This is a genomic window from Nonomuraea maheshkhaliensis (assembly GCF_039529435.1).
Taxonomy (GTDB): domain Bacteria; phylum Actinomycetota; class Actinomycetes; order Streptosporangiales; family Streptosporangiaceae; genus Nonomuraea; species Nonomuraea maheshkhaliensis.
In genome coordinates this window covers 23,488-37,988 of record NZ_BAAAMU010000034.1, presented here as the reverse complement: position 1 = coordinate 37,988, position 14,501 = coordinate 23,488, and the positions used below count along the sequence as shown (strand labels likewise).

The following is a 14,501-nucleotide window of genomic DNA, read 5'->3' as shown; positions in this document are numbered from 1 at the left end:
CGGGGGTGGGGACCTGGCCGGGAGTGGGGGTCATCGGATGCTCAGGGAGCGGAGGGCGGACTTCAGGAGGGCGGCTATCTGGGGTTGGCGGCCGGCGGCCAGGTCGGCGTCGGCGTCGGGCTCCACGGCCGCGATGGCCTCGTCGGCGTCCTTGCTGGAGTAGCCCAGCCCCACCAGGCCGGAGTGGACCTGCTCGCGCCAGAGTGCCACCTTGCGCTCTCCGTTGATGGCGGCGTTGACGGCCTCCTCGGGCGTGCCGAGCCGGTCTTTGAGCTCCAGCACGATCCGCTGCGCCCCCTTCTGCCCGATTCCCGGCACCTGGGTGAGCGCTTTGAGGTCGGCGCTGGCCACGGCCACCCGCAGCGCGTTGGGCGTGTGGACGGCGAGCATGGCCAGGGCCAGCTTGGGCCCCACGCCGCTGGCGGTCTGCAGCAGCTCGAACACGGCCCGCTCGTCGTCGGTGGCGAAGCCGTAAAGGGTGAGAGACTCCTCGCGCACCACCAGCGACGTGGCCAGGCGCGCCTCCTCGCCCATGCGGAGCGTGGCGAGGGTGCCCGGGGTGCAGTGGGTCAGAATGCCGACACCGCCCACCTCGATCACGGCTCCGTCGGGCGCTATCGCCGTCACCTTGCCCGCCACTGACGCGATCACGCCTTGCCTCCCGTCACCCACGCCGCCACGAAACGACTCCCGTCACCGGCGGTTTCGTCACCGGTGGTCTCGTCACCGGCCCGCGCCTGAGCGCACGCCGCGCCCCCGACTCGGGTGGCAGCACGCCGCCGCCTCGGCCCGTGGGCCTCCACGACCGGTTCCCACATCTCACCACGGATCGCGCTCCCGGCACGCCACATCCCCCGGTGGATCGCTGAGAGCTGAGCGGGCTGAGCTGACGTTGCGACTGGTGAAGCCCGATGCGAGGGCCACCGCGAAGGCGAGGGCCAACGCGAAGAACGGACGGTGCGAAGCCCAAGGTGAAGCCCGGTGTGTGGCTCGGCGGGGAGGAGGCTGGTGCGTGGCTCGGGATCGAGGCCGGCGTACGGGTGGCATCGGTCTCGTGGCCCGGGGCGCGGCGAGAACAGGTGGCGGCTTGCGAGGCACCCGTGGCCGTTCACGAGACGGGCCCGGCCGGTACGCGTGCGCCACAAGACGGGCGCGACAGCCGCGCACGGCGGGACAGGGCTCACGACGACGCTGCGGCAGGCGGCCCGCTCGGTCTCCGGGCGGCGGATCATCATCCGGCCTCTTCGCGGGCGGCACGGGTAACCGGTCATCGGCGAAGGCCGTGGCGGGCGGCCCGGGAAGCCCGTCATAGGCGGGGTTCCTTGCGGGTGGCACGGGCAGCCGGTCACCGGCGAAGGCCCTCGCGAGTGGCACGGGCGACCGGTCATCGGCGGAGGTCCTTGCGGGTGGCGCGGGCGACGGCTTCGGCCAGGCGGTGCTGGGCGCCGCCGCGCCAGACGTGGCAGATGGCCAGGGCGAGGGCGTCTGCGGCGTCGGCGGGCTTGGGGATCTCGGTGAGCCGCAGCAGCCGGGTGACCATGGCGCCGATCTGTTTCTTGTCGGCCGTGCCGCTGCCCGTGATGGCCGCCTTGACCTCGGACGGCGTGTGCAGTGCCACGGGCAGGCCGCGCCGGGCCGCGCACAGGACCGCGATGCCGGCGGCCTGGGCGGTGCCCATCACGGTGCGGACGTTGTGCTGGCTGAAGACGCGCTCGACCGCCACCGCGTCGGGGCGTATGTCGTCGAGCCACCGCTCGATCCCCGCCTCGATGCCGACGAGTCTGGAGCCGAGCTCCTCGTCGGCCCCGGTGCGGACCACCCCGACGGCCACCAGGGCCAGGGGCGCGCCGGGGCGCCCTTCGACGGCCCCGAGACCGCACCGGGTCAGCCCCGGGTCGACGCCCATCACCCGCACCGGCATGCCCCCCAGAAAGACCAGAACACCTGTTCGGCAGGAGACTTTACTCCGGCGTGGGCGCGGGCGCATCGGGAAACGCGGGTCAGAAGTAGTCGAGCATGTACGGCCGGGCGGCGAAGGCCGCTTCAAGTGCCTGGTCATAGCGGTCATCTCCGGACATGAGACCGCTGAGGCGCAGCGTGTAGGGCGGCACACCGGCGTACAGGGCGGAGAATCCGTTCACTGAGAGCGTGACGCCGGCGCCCTCGGCCGGGGTGGCCGTGCCGGATCCGCCGGAGATGTCCAGCCGCCACGTGCCCCCGCCCCTCGTCGGGTCGTCCACGGTGACGACGGCGTCGCAGGCCGCCTGCGCCGGATAGCCCCTGCGCTCGACCGCCGCGGCCACGTCCAGGACCCGGAACATCCACCGCGTCTCCGTGACCTGCTCCTTCGCCCGGTCGGGCAGCAGCCACAGCACCGGGTCGTCCGGCGCCACGGTGGCGACGATGTCACGGGCGATGGAGGACGCGCTGCCGACCATGGACCACAGGGCCCGCAGGGTGTCGGGCGAGGTGGCGACGAGGTTCTCGACCTCGATGTCGTCGCCCTTCCAGCGGTAGACCACGTAACCGTCGTCGGCGAGGTAGAGGAAGTCGTTCTCGTTGCCCAGCAACTGGTCCCACATCTGCTCGCCGTACGAGATCGGGCCGCTGGAGCGCGCGGCGGCGTGGGCGCGGCGCAGTACGGAGTCGAGCGCGCCACCGTCGCCCGGCCCCATCCTGCGCAGCTCGACCTGGCCGGACGGGCGGATCCTGCGCAGCGACTCGGCGGGGAGCCTGACGGTCCGCATGGCTCCCGCGTGCTCGTAGCCGACCCCCCGGTAGATGGGCGTGGTCGCCGGGTAGAGCGCGGAGACCGCGTCACCCAGCTCCGCCGCCCGGTCCATGACGGCCCGCATGAGGCTATTGCCGACGCCGCGCCCGCGGTCCTCGGGGTTGACGGTCACTCCCGCGATCGCGGCCATCGGTTGCGGCCTGCCGTGCCACCACTGCGTGAACCGGCGCAGCCTCGCCGCGGCCGCCAGCCGCGAGCCGTCGAACACGCCCAGGTAGCGGCCCTCGGCCAGCACCGGCAGCGTGGCCTGGCACCACTTCTCCCTGTCTGCGGCGGGCAGGGGGCCGAACGACCGCCTGCGGACGTCGAGGACGTCGTCGAGGTCCTTGGGTGTTATGTCGCGAATTTCCACAATGGGCAAACCTACGCAGCGTCCGTACGTACCGGCGAACTGTTTGTCGTGATGGCGAGCCTGTCGAGGTAGAGGAGCTGCGCGGCCACGAGGGCGGCCAGCGCGACCACGACCACGAGCAGCGGCGTGGCGGCGCCGAGGTCGGGGGTGCCCCCGGCGAAGGAGCCGAGCCGGTTCACCTGGCTGACCGGCGTGGTGAACAGGTCGGCCCGCTGCGCGACGAGCAGCGGCCAGCTGAGGTCGTGGGCGTTCACGAGCGTGACGCCGCCGGCCAGGATGCCCGCCATGGGGAGCGAGGGCAGCAGCACGCCGCCGAAGAAGTCGCCGCCGGAGCGTTCGGACAGCCCCTTGCACAGGAGGGTCAGCACGAGCAGGGCGGGCACGCTCACCAGCAGCGGCGGGATCAGGGCGGGGAAGGAGTCGATGAGGCCGAGGTTGCGGGCGTTCTGCCAGTTGGCGACGCCGAGCGGGCCGGGGCCGACGAACAGCCAGGGGGCGAACGCCAGCAGCAGCCACTCGCTGCCCCGGCCGAGCGGGCGCAGGCCACCGATGCCGAGCGCCGCGAGGTAGGCAACGCCCACCGACACGACGGCTCCCGCCAGGGCCGGCACCCAGGTGTTGACGTGGGTGGCCCAGGTCGAGGCCGGGGCGGACGGGGTGGCGAGCACGCCGTCGATCCACGGCCAGGACAGCAGCACCCAGGCGGCGGCGAAGATCAGCAGGGCGACCGCGCCGGCCGCCACCCATCCGGGCCCGGCCGCACGCCGCCCGGCGACGGCCGCACCGTACGCCCCGCCGCCGCTGGGAGCAACTGGTGATCCGTAAGATCCGTGGGACGCGGGTACACCGGGCGCGTATGTGCCTTTATGGGGTGCTGCCTCGCCCTGGGGTCCCGGTACGCCCGGCGTCGCGAACGGGCCATGAGGTGCGGGCACGCCTTGCGGTGCCGGTGCGCCCAGGGCGGGTGCCTTCGGTGCCGGCCCGTCCGGCGTGACGCGCGGCGTCACCGTGATGCGCAGCCGCGCGAGGACCGCGACGAGCGTGGCGACGATGCCCAGCACGCCGAGGATCACCCCTGAGAGGGCCGCCACGGACGCCCCAGGGCCGAAGCGGGCCATTCTGAAGGCGTAGTCGTACTGCAGGCCCGCCAGCGTCTCTGTGGCGTGCTGAGGGCCTCCGTGCGTGAGCACCATGCCGATGGAGAACGTCTGGATGCCGGTGGCGATGGTGGCGAGCGCGACGAGCGCGACGACGGCGAGCGTCGCGGGCACGGCGGAGCCGCCGCGCAGGGCGGGCAGGTAGGCGAGCACGGCCAGCGCGCACACGACGCCGAACGTGGCGGCGGCGACGATGAGCCGCAGCGTCCAGGGCGCGCTCTCAGGCTCGCGCAGCCCCTGGGCCAGCGCGGCCAGGCCGGACGACTCGGGCGACAGCCCGCGCGTCCACGCGCCCGCGACGGCGACCGGCGAGAACGTGACCACGGCCAGCGAGAGCACGATCCGCCCCGCCCGTCTCGGCCAGGCGCCGGCCCGGTCGAGCGCCAGCGCCAGCAGCGGCGCCACCACCACGGCGACCAGCAGCGGGAGCAGGGTCAGCGAGAGCGTGAAGCTCAGCGCCCGCCAGAACGCGCCGTCGCCGAGCAGGTCCGCGTAGTTGGCCGTCCCCGCGTAGGCGCTCTCCCGCATGAAACCGCCGCTCTGGAAACTGAGCCAGAGTGTCTGGACGGTCGGCAGGACCAGCGTGATGAGGGCGCCGAACAGCGCGGGCACGGCCAGAAGCCAGCCGAGCGCCGACAGATTCGGCCGGGGCGGGTTGGGGGAAGTCACGTCGCCCGACCCTACTTCGCCCCGGCCCCGCACGCACGCCCGACAGACCGGTCCTCAACGGGAGTCTCGGAAACAGGCCGCGCAAACACGTCCGAGCGCGAACGTACGGACGCACGCGCCCGGGAACGGTCAGTCGAGCGCTGCCAGCACCTCGTCCGAGACGTCGAAGTTGGCGAAGACGTTCTGCACGTCGTCGCTGTCCTCCAGCGCGTCGATGAGGCGGAACACCTTCTTGGCGCCCTCCTCGTCGAGCGGCACGCTCATCGACGGCAGGAAGCTGGACTCGGCCGAGTCGTAGTCGATCCCGGCGTCCTGCAGGGCCTTGCGAACCGGCACCAGGTCACCGGCCTCGGAGACGACCTCGAAGCTGTCGCCGAGGTCGTTGACCTCCTCGGCGCCCGCCTCCAGCACGGCCATCAGCACGGTGTCCTCGTCGAGCCCGCCTTCCTTGGGCACGATCACGACGCCCTTGCGGTTGAACATGTAGGAGACGGACCCGGGGTCGGCCAGCGATCCGCCGTTGCGGGTGAGCGCGACGCGGACCTCGGAGGCCGCGCGGTTGCGGTTGTCGGTGAGGCACTCGATGAGCACCGCGACGCCGCCGGGCGCGTAGCCCTCGTACATGATGGTCTGCCAGTCGGCGCCGCCGGCCTCCAGGCCGCCCCCGCGCTTGCGCGCCCGCTCGATGTTGTCGTTGGGCACGGAGTTCTTCTTCGCCTTGAAGATGGCGTCGAAGAGGGTGGGGTTGGCGTCCGGGTCAGGGCCACCGGTCCGGGCCGCCACTTCGATGTTCTTGATGAGCTTGGCGAACAGCTTGCCGCGCTTGGCGTCGAGCGCGGCCTTCTTGTGCTTCGTCGTCGCCCATTTGGAGTGGCCGGACATTACCTAGAGCTCCCTCACCATGTCTACGAAGTAACGGTGCACGCGGACGTCCCCGGTGAGCTCGGGATGGAACGACGTCGCGAGCAACGGCCCTTGACGGACCGCGACGATCCTATCCCCAGGCTCGGCCCTGCCCAGCACATCGACGTCCGCACCGACGGATTCGACCCAGGGCGCGCGGATGAAGACGGCGTGCACGCGCTGCCCGGCGAAGGTCAGGTCGGACTCGAAGGAGTCGACCTGACGGCCGAACGCGTTGCGCCTGACCACCATGTCGATGCCGCCGATGGTCTGCTGGCCCGCGACGCCGTCCTCGATCCTGTCGGCCAGCATGATCATGCCGGCGCAGGAGCCGTAGGCGGGCAGGCCCTCCTTGATGCGCATGCGCAGCGGGTCGAGCAGGTCGAACGTCTCGGCGAGCTTCCACATCGTGGTCGACTCGCCGCCGGGGATGACCAGGCCGTCGACCGCGTCCAGCTCGGCGGGGCGGCGCACGGCCACGGCCGTCGCGCCGGCCTCCTGGAGCATGCGCGCATGCTCGCGCACGTCCCCTTGGAGGGCGAGTACACCGATCGTGGGCACAGTCGATCCTTTCGTCCGGGTACGGGTTCCGCCAATTCAACACCAGGACGGCCCGACATCTTCCGGCAGGGCCGGTCACACAGGCCCACCGCGGCGCCGATCACAGCGCCATTCACTGCGCCGATCACAGACGGGGATCTTCCTTGCGGCCGAGTTTGGCCAGGACGGGCAGGGCAGCGGCGAGGGTGGCGCGCTCCTCCTCCGTGAGCGCCTCCAGCTCACGGGCGAGGCGGGCGATCCTGGCCTGGCGGACGGCGTGCAGCCGCTCGCGGCCCTCGGCGGTGAGCTCGACCGTCCTGACCCGCGCGTCGGCGGGGTCGGCGCTCCTGCTGACCAGGCCGGCCTCCTCCAGCCGGTTGATCTGGACGGTCATGGTCGGCAGCTGCACACCGTGCTCCTCGGCCAGCCCGGTCATACGGCGCGGGCCGGGTTCGAGCGAGCCCATGACGCCGTACTGCTGGCTGGTGACGGGCTGGCCGGCGACGGTGCGCCTGAGCAGGAGGACCAGGTGGCGCAGCACCGTGGAGACGTGGCCGGCCAGCCGGGTGACGTCGTCGCTCATGCCACCAACCTAGATCTTCCTGAACGGGAAGGAGCCCGGCGCCAGGCCGGGCTCCCGCCATCCACGCAGAGCGTTACGGCCGCTCGGTCTCCAGCCGGACCGTCTCCTCCGCCGTGATCTGCCGGCCGAGCCGCAGCGCCGGGTCGAGCGGACGCAGGTACGTCTGCTGGACCCCGGGCACCCGGTCCTCGATGACGAACGTGGCCCGGGTGTAGACGTCGGCGCCCGGGGTGCGGACCTGCGGCACGACCTTGAAGTCGGCCGCCATCTGGTCGCGCTCGATCGTCGTCAGCACGTAGCCGCGCTGGTTGTTGTAGAACTTCAGGTGCGGGTTGATGGCCAGGAACGGGTGCGTCGCCGGGTCGGAGTCGGCCCCGTCGCCGCCCGTCGAGATCGAGGTGGCCACCAGCTCCGAGCCCACCGACGGCCCGGTCGGGTCGTCGTAGTCGAGCTTGAGGTCGCTGGCCCAGTGCGCGTGCACGTCACCGGTGAGCACCACCGGGTTGCGCACCTGCGCGTCCACCCATCCCTGGGTGATGCGCTGCCGGGAGGCGACGTAGCCGTCCCAGGCGTCCATCGAGGTGACCTTGGCGGGGCCGGCGTTGTTGTCGCGCTGGGCGAAGAAGACCTGCTGGCCCAGGATGTCCCACTGGGCGCGGGAGGAGCGGAAGCCGTCCAGCAGCCACTTCTCCTGCTCCGCGCCGGTGATCGAGCGGGCCGGGTCGACGGCGGCGGGGCAGTCGCGGTAGCCGTCGCCGCAGCCCTGGTCGTCGCGGTACTGGCGGGTGTCGAGCATGTGGAACGTGGCCATCCTGCCCCACCTGACCCGCCGGTAGAGCTGCATGTCGATGCCGCGCGGGATCGAGGTGCGGCGCAGCGGCATGTTCTCGTAGTACGCGCGGAAGGCGGCCTCGCGCCTGCTCAGGAAGTTCGGCTGGGGGACCTCGGGTTTCTCCGGCACCTCGTCGGCCCAGTTGTTGTCCACCTCGTGGTCGTCCCACACGACCAGCCACGGCGAGGCGGCGTGGGCGGCCTGGAGGTCGGGGTCGGCCTTGTACTGGGCGTGGCGCTGGCGGTAGTTCGCCAGGGTCTCGGTCTCGGGGCCCTCGTGGTGGCGGACGTTGCCGCCGGGGCTGTTGTAGGTGTCGCGGGTGTACTCGTACTGGTAGTCGCCCAGGTGCAGGATCACGTCGGGGCGTTCGGCGGCCAGGTGGCGGTAGCTGGTGAAGTAGCCGTGCTCGTACTGGGCGCACGAGACGAAGGCCATGCTCAGGGCGCCGCCGTACGAGAGCGGGTGCGGGGCGGTGCGGGCGCGGCCGAGCGGCGAGACGTACGGGCCGACGCGGAAGCGGTACCAGTACTCGCGGTCGGAGCTCAAGCCCGAGACCTCGACGTGGACGCTGTGGCCCCATTCGGGCGTGGCGACGCTCACCCCGGCGCGCACGACGCGGCGGGCGCGCTCGTCGGCGTACACCTGCCACTGCACGGGGAAGGGCCGCCCGGGCATGCCGCCGAGCCCGTCCTCGGCCATCGGCTGCTGGGCCAGCCTGGTCCACAGCACGAAACCCTCATGATCGGGGTCTCCGCAGGCGACGCCGAGGGTGAACGGGTCGGTACGCAGCCCGCGCGAGGCCAGGCTCTGGGCCGTCTCGGCGGCGGGGTCGGGTTCGGCCTGCGCGGCTGTGGCCGGAACGGCCACGGCGGCGCCGGCAGCTAAACCGGTGACGAGGAAATGCCGGCGGTTGAGTGACATGCGGCGCTCCTGTGACGATCTTCGGGTGAGGGGACGTCCCGTAGCTTTACTGAAGATCATGACTACATGGTGAACACCACACAACACGAAAAAGACGACATCCTTCGCGGATGCCGCCTTCTCCGGCGAAAATCGCCGTCAGTCGAGGCGCCCCCGCCAGGCCGGGCCATCCTGGTCCCGGCCTGCCGAGGATGATCGTCTCACGCGCGCAAGTCTGTGACCTGCAACGACGCGCCTGATGTCACCAGCCGCGCTCGGCCAGGCGGTGCGGCTGCGGGATCTCGTCGACGTTGATGCCGACCATGGCCTCGCCCAGACCCCGGGAGACCTTGGCGATGACGTCGGGGTCGTCGTAGAACGTGGTGGCCTTGACGATGGCCGCCGCGCGCTTGGCCGGGTCGCCCGACTTGAAGATGCCCGAGCCCACGAAGACGCCCTCGGCGCCGAGCTGCATCATCATCGCGGCGTCGGCCGGGGTGGCGATGCCGCCGGCGGTGAACAGCACGACCGGGAGCTTGCCGGTCTTGGCGACCTCGGCGACCAGCTCGTAGGGGGCCTGCAGCTCCTTCGCGGCGACGTAGAGCTCGTCCTCCGGCAGCGAGGTCAGGCGCTTGATCTCGGCGCGGATCGTGCGCATGTGGGTGACGGCGTTGGAGACGTCGCCGGTGCCGGCCTCGCCCTTGGAGCGGATCATGGCCGCGCCCTCGGTGATGCGGCGCAGCGCCTCGCCCAGGTTGGTGGCGCCACAGACGAAGGGCACGGTGAACTGCCACTTGTCGATGTGGTTGGCGTAGTCGGCCGGGGTCAGCACCTCGGACTCGTCCACGTAGTCGACGCCGAGCGCCTGCAGCACCCTGGCCTCGACGAAGTGGCCGATGCGGGCCTTGGCCATGACGGGGATCGACACGGCGGCGATGATGCCGTCGATCATGTCGGGGTCGCTCATCCTGGACACGCCGCCCTGCGCCCGGATGTCGGCGGGCACGCGCTCCAGGGCCATGACGGCGACCGCGCCGGCGTCCTCGGCGATCTTGGCCTGCTCAGGGGTGACGACGTCCATGATGACGCCGCCCTTGAGCATCTCGGCCATGCCGCGCTTGACGCGCGCGGTCCCGGTGACGGTTCCGGTGACAGGGGTGCTTTCTGGCGTGCTGCTGGACACGGTCATCCTCACGGGCTCTCACGGCGATTCGGTAAGTTATCAACCCCATCGTAGGTCCTGGAGGACCCCTCCCCCGACATGCCAAGATGTCAGGTTTTGTCGCCGTACCTATACAGGTAGACGCTAGGGGATGACGGGCTTGCGGCTGGCGAGCGCCACCCAGACCTGGCCGGGCGCGAAGTTCATCGGCTCGCCGCTCGGTGTGGTGAACGTCGTCCCGCCGTCCTCGGATTCCCGTTCCCACCTCGCCTTGTAAGCTTTGCCGTCGCGCAGCACGATCGCCGAGCCCTTGCCCGTGGTGTGCACGAGCGGCGTGTAGCTCTGGTTCTTGTCGTGGAACTCCGAGCGCTCGGTCTTGGTGTACTGCACCACGATCGTCGGCGCTCCGAGCTGGCCGCCCTCGGCGGCCATGTCCTTCTTGCCGTCCTGCCAGATCAGCCACTGCTTCTTCTCCGCCGACCAGGCGAAGGTGAAGCGCGCGGCGGGCCACTTGACGCTGTACGACTTGCGCTCGACCCCGCCCTCGGCCGGCGCGTCGCCGAAGGTGAAGCCGATGTCCTTGGCCTTGGTCGCCTTGGGCGCCTTGACCAGCAGCTGCTTGGTGTTGGCGAAGAGGTTGTAGGGGGCGAAGCGGCCGGGCTGGCGGAAGTACGCGCCCGGGTTGCGCGTGTCGCCCACGTCGAACAGCGACGCCTCGGCGATGAACGGCAGCATCTTGGTCTGCGCGCCGGAGTAGGAGAAGGCCGGCTTGCCGAACTGGGGCGCGATGTGCAGATCGGAGATGCGGGCGCTGCGTACGGGGCCCACCTTGGCGGGCAGCTTCGAGGAGAAGATCGCCATGAGCCGGGTCAGTCCCGCCTCGACCTGCTCGATGTAGACGATGTCCGCGCTCTTGAGCCCGAGCTGCGGCTTGCCCGCCGCGGTGTTCTCGATCTTCACCGCGAGGACCGGCCTGAGCCTCTCGTACGGCTTGCCGGTGAACGGGTGGGCGTTGACCTCCTCCGGCTCCTCGCTGGGCGCGGCCGAGGCGGCGGCCTGTGGCGCCTGACCTGCGGCGGGCTCGTCGGAGGAGCAGGCCGAGACAGGCAGCAGCACGGCCGCTCCGGCCAGCCAGAACGTGATCACCCGGGGTAGCCGCACCTGTAACACTCCTCGCTTCAGCCCGAAATCGGTCTGAAGCTTACTGGCTTCCCCAAATTAGGTCATTCAGTTGCCATGGTCGCAGGCGGATTGTCATCAATCTCGAAGAATTGTGGGTATTCGGTGTGGCCGGCCAGGCGAAGCGTCCTGGCGAGCCAGCGGCGCTGCGCCGTCCGCGTGACACCGACGGCGTTGTTGTAGAAGCGGCGTGAGTAGACCACCTTGGCCACCGCCGCGTCGAGCTCTTCCAGCAGGTCGGGGCCGCCGGGCGCCTCGGAGAGCTTCTCCCTGAACCGTTCCTGGTCCACCGCCGCGCGCAGGGCCCGCGACAGGTCGCTCTCGGCGTGCTCGCGCTCCTCGGGGCCGGCCGTCCTGGCCTCGTGCGCGGCCGCGGCCAGGACCAGGGAGGTGGCGGGATCGAGCAGGCGCGAGCCGGCCAGCTCCAGCACCACCGCGCGGCGCCGCATCAGCGCGGCGTCCAGCGACTCCTGGGCCAGCTCAAGCCGGATGTGCAGGCGGTCGAGCCGGCCCGCCCGCCAGGAGATGTAGACGGCCGTGAGCACGACGACGATGCCCACGATGAGCACGACCATGGTGGATGTCACGGTTTCTCCTCCACCCGCCCGGCATCCCCAGCCGAGAACGTCACAGGTCTTCCTCCACCCGCCCGGCGCCGCTCACGGTGAACGTCACAGGTCTTCCTCCACCCGTCCCGCGCCGCTCATGGTGACGGTCTCGTAGACGCGTACGACGTCACGCGCCACCGTGGACCAGTCGTACTTCCTGACCGCCACCAGCGCCTCGGCCGCCAGCTTGGCCCGGCGCTCGGGCGCGCCGAGCAGCGCGGCGGCCTCGCGGGCCAGCGAGGCGGGATCGCCGTTGGTGAACAGCGCGCCCGCCTGCCCCTCCCCCAGCACCCGGCGGAAGGCGGGGATGTCGCTGGCCAGCACCGTCGCCCCCGACGCCATGGCCTCGGCCAGCACGATGCCGAAGCTCTCGCCGCGCGTGTTGGGCGCGCAGAACACGTCCACGGAGTGGTAGGCGCGGATCTTGTCGGCCTCGCTGACCATGCCCAGCACCGTCACCCGGTCGTGGAAGGGCTTGCGCACCCGGTCGTAGACGTCCTTCGCGTCGCCGGGCCCGGCGATCAGCAGCTTCACCTCCGGGCGTTCCTCCGCCAGCGTGTTGAACGCGTCGAGCAGGATCGGCAGGCCCTTGCGCTCCTCGTCCATGCGGCCGAGGAAGCCCAGCGTGGTGCCGTCGGGGCCCCAGCCGTCGAGCGGCTCGGCCTCGGTGTAGCGGGAGACGGTGACGCCGTTGGGGATGAGCACGGTGTCGCCGCCGAACTGCTCGACCAGGCTCTTGCGGGCCGCGTCGGAGACCGCGATGCGCCCGCTGAGCTTCTCCAGGGCGCTGCGCAGCAGCGGCTCTGCCACCGCGATGGCCCGCGAGCGGGTGAACGAGGCGTGGAACGTGGCCACGATCGGCCCCTTGGCCGCCCAGCAGGCCAGCACGCCCAGGCTCGGGATCAGCGGCTCGTGGATGTGCAGCACGTCGAACTCGCCCGTGCGGACCCAGCGCCGCACCCGCGCCGCCGACAGGAAGCCGAACGACATCCTGGCCACCGACCCGTTGTACGGGACCGGGATCGCCCGGCCCGCCCCCGTCACATAAGAGGGCAGCTCGTCGTCGTCGGCCGCCGGCGCGATCACCGACACCTCGTGGCCCTGCGCGATGAGCGCCTGGGCCAGGTCGTCGATGTGCTGCTTGACCCCGCCCGGCATGTCCCACGAATAAGGGCAGACGATGCCGACCCTCATCGCGGCTCCCGGCCGGGCGGCAGGTCGTCGAGCCAGAGGCGCTGCAGCATGTGCCAGTCTTCGGGGTGCTCGGAGATGCCCTTCTCGAACACGTCGGCCAGGTGCTGGGCCACCGCCGCGACCTTCTCCTGCCTGGTGCCCTCCTCGGGGACGGGCACCTCCTCGTGGATGTGGATGCCCCAGTCGGCGCCCACGAAGTAGACGGTGGCGGGCAGCAGCGCCGCGCCCGTCTGCACGGCCAGCAGCGGCGGCCCCGCGGGCATCTTGGTGGCCGCGCCGAAGAAGCGCACCTCCACGCCGCTCTTGGTCAGGTCGCGCTCGGCCGGCAGGCAGACCACCCCGCCCTTACGCACCCGTGTGGCCAGGGTGCCGAAGTTGTGCCCGTCTCCGCCGGTGAGCGGCAGCACCTCCATGCCGAGGCCCTCGCGGAAGGCCACGTAACGCTTGAACAGCGACTCGGGCTTGAGCCGCTCGGCCACGGTGGTGAACGGATGGCCCACGCCCACCAGCCACGCCCCCGCCTGGTCCCAGTTGCCCATGTGCGGCAGCGCTAAGACCACGCCGCGCCCGGCGGCCACGTTGTCGTGGACGTGCTCGGCCCCGATGACGTGGGTGCGGCGCACGACCTCGTCGCGCGGCATCGACGGCAGCCGGAAGATCTCGTGGAAGTAGCGGAAGTAGGAGCGCATGCCCGCCCGGCCCAGCTCGCGCAGCTCCCGGCTGCCGGGATCGAGACCGGTCACCCGGCTCAGGTTGGACTCCAGCCTGCGTACGGACTTGCCCCGGCGGGCCCAGACCCGGTCGGCCAGGAAGCGGAAGACGGCGGCGGTCGGGCGCTCGGGCAGCAGCGGCACGAGCTTCCATCCGGCCGCGAACCCGGCGGCCACCACCCGGTCGCCGAAGGACACCCGTTCGCTCATCTCTCCCCCATCTCGTCGCGCGCCGTGTCTTGATTCTCCTCGCCGGCGCCGCGTCCGGGCGTGTCGCGCGTCTGCCGGTGAACCTCCAGCACGCGCTGCCCCACGGTGATCACGCTGGCCGCCGCGAGCAGCCACATGCCGACCGGCAGCACGTACGGGACCCCGAGGCCGGCGAGGAAGGCCGCCACCAGCACCACCACCAGCCGCTCTGGCCGCTCGGCCAGCCCGACGTCGGCCGTGAGCCCGAGCCCCTCGGCCCTGGCCTTGGCGTAGGAGACGATGGCCCCCGCGATCAGGCACAGCAGCCCCACCGCGGCCATCAGGACGTCGCCGGCCCCGATGAAGTAGAGGATCAGGCCGGCGAAGATGGCCGCGTCGGCGACCCGGTCGAAGGTGGAGTCGAGGAAGGCTCCCCAGGTGCTGCCGCCCTTGCCGCCGAGCCGGGCCACCACGCCGTCGAGCAGGTCGAACAGCACGAAGACGGTGATGACGAGGGCCCCTGCGGTGAGCAGGCCCAAGGGGAAGAAGAGCAGGGCCGACACGACGGTGCCGAGGGTGCCGACCGCCGTGACGGCGTTGGGGCCGATCCCGCGGCCCACGAGGGCCCTGCCCAGCGGGGTGAGTATCCGGGTCATGACCGGGCGCAGGAGTTTGAGCATCGCGGTCCGATCGTAGGCCATGACTCGCCTGAGGACTTTCTTTGCCTCGCCC

At 71.4% G+C, this 14,501-nt stretch carries 14 protein-coding genes; all 14 read right to left on the bottom strand.

The genetic code is table 11. From position 1 onward, the window contains the following. Positions 1 to 30: 30 nt before the first annotated feature. A complete protein-coding gene (gene ruvA, locus ABFX54_RS23395) occupies positions 31 to 651 on the bottom strand; it encodes a Holliday junction branch migration protein RuvA (protein ID WP_346108019.1) in 621 nt (206 codons plus the stop codon). Positions 652 to 1,384: 733 nt separating this feature from the next. Further along, positions 1,385 to 1,915 (bottom strand): crossover junction endodeoxyribonuclease RuvC, encoded by a 531-nt coding sequence (gene ruvC / locus ABFX54_RS23390; protein ID WP_346108094.1) that lies wholly within the window; start codon positions 1,913 to 1,915, stop codon positions 1,385 to 1,387. An 85-nt stretch (positions 1,916 to 2,000) separates the two neighbouring features. Next, positions 2,001 to 3,143: a GNAT family N-acetyltransferase gene (locus ABFX54_RS23385; protein ID WP_346108017.1), complete on the bottom strand. Its 1,143-nt coding sequence runs from the start codon at positions 3,141 to 3,143 to the stop codon at positions 2,001 to 2,003. Positions 3,144 to 3,154: 11 nt separating this feature from the next. Next, on the bottom strand, positions 3,155 to 4,969 hold the full coding sequence (locus ABFX54_RS23380) for a hypothetical protein (RefSeq protein ID WP_346108016.1): 1,815 nt from the start codon (positions 4,967 to 4,969) through the stop codon (positions 3,155 to 3,157). Positions 4,970 to 5,098: 129 nt separating this feature from the next. Beyond that, complete coding sequence (locus ABFX54_RS23375; RefSeq protein ID WP_346108014.1) at positions 5,099 to 5,851, bottom strand: YebC/PmpR family DNA-binding transcriptional regulator; 753 nt, start codon at positions 5,849 to 5,851, stop codon at positions 5,099 to 5,101. A gap of 3 nt (positions 5,852 to 5,854) precedes the next feature. Beyond that, the gene (pdxT, locus tag ABFX54_RS23370) at positions 5,855 to 6,433 is read right to left on the bottom strand and encodes a pyridoxal 5'-phosphate synthase glutaminase subunit PdxT (RefSeq protein ID WP_346108012.1); all 579 of its coding nucleotides are present in this window, start codon (positions 6,431 to 6,433) and stop codon (positions 5,855 to 5,857) included. 124 nt (positions 6,434 to 6,557) lie between these two features. Beyond that, positions 6,558 to 6,995, bottom strand: coding sequence for a MarR family winged helix-turn-helix transcriptional regulator (locus ABFX54_RS23365; protein WP_346108010.1), 438 nt, complete (start codon positions 6,993 to 6,995; stop codon positions 6,558 to 6,560). A 73-nt stretch (positions 6,996 to 7,068) separates the two neighbouring features. Then, positions 7,069 to 8,748: an alkaline phosphatase D family protein gene (locus ABFX54_RS23360; RefSeq protein ID WP_346108008.1), complete on the bottom strand. Its 1,680-nt coding sequence runs from the start codon at positions 8,746 to 8,748 to the stop codon at positions 7,069 to 7,071. Between the two features lie 241 nt (positions 8,749 to 8,989). Further along, the gene (gene pdxS, locus ABFX54_RS23355) at positions 8,990 to 9,916 is read right to left on the bottom strand and encodes a pyridoxal 5'-phosphate synthase lyase subunit PdxS (RefSeq protein ID WP_346108006.1); all 927 of its coding nucleotides are present in this window, start codon (positions 9,914 to 9,916) and stop codon (positions 8,990 to 8,992) included. A gap of 117 nt (positions 9,917 to 10,033) precedes the next feature. Beyond that, the gene (locus ABFX54_RS23350; RefSeq protein ID WP_346108005.1) at positions 10,034 to 11,050 is read right to left on the bottom strand and encodes a DUF3048 domain-containing protein; all 1,017 of its coding nucleotides are present in this window, start codon (positions 11,048 to 11,050) and stop codon (positions 10,034 to 10,036) included. Positions 11,051 to 11,112: 62 nt separating this feature from the next. Next, complete coding sequence (locus ABFX54_RS23345; protein ID WP_428834559.1) at positions 11,113 to 11,643, bottom strand: hypothetical protein; 531 nt, start codon at positions 11,641 to 11,643, stop codon at positions 11,113 to 11,115. A gap of 96 nt (positions 11,644 to 11,739) precedes the next feature. Next, positions 11,740 to 12,870, bottom strand: a complete 1,131-nt coding sequence (locus ABFX54_RS23340; RefSeq protein WP_346108002.1) for a glycosyltransferase family 4 protein — start codon at positions 12,868 to 12,870, stop codon at positions 11,740 to 11,742. Further along, positions 12,867 to 13,790, bottom strand: a complete 924-nt coding sequence (locus ABFX54_RS23335; protein WP_346108000.1) for a phosphatidylinositol mannoside acyltransferase — start codon at positions 13,788 to 13,790, stop codon at positions 12,867 to 12,869. The genes ABFX54_RS23340 and ABFX54_RS23335 overlap by 4 nt, the downstream gene beginning before the upstream one ends. After that, entirely contained in the window at positions 13,787 to 14,470 is a 684-nt protein-coding gene (gene pgsA / locus ABFX54_RS23330; protein WP_346107999.1) for a phosphatidylinositol phosphate synthase, read from the bottom strand. The genes ABFX54_RS23335 and pgsA overlap by 4 nt, the downstream gene beginning before the upstream one ends. Positions 14,471 to 14,501 lie beyond the last annotated feature (31 nt).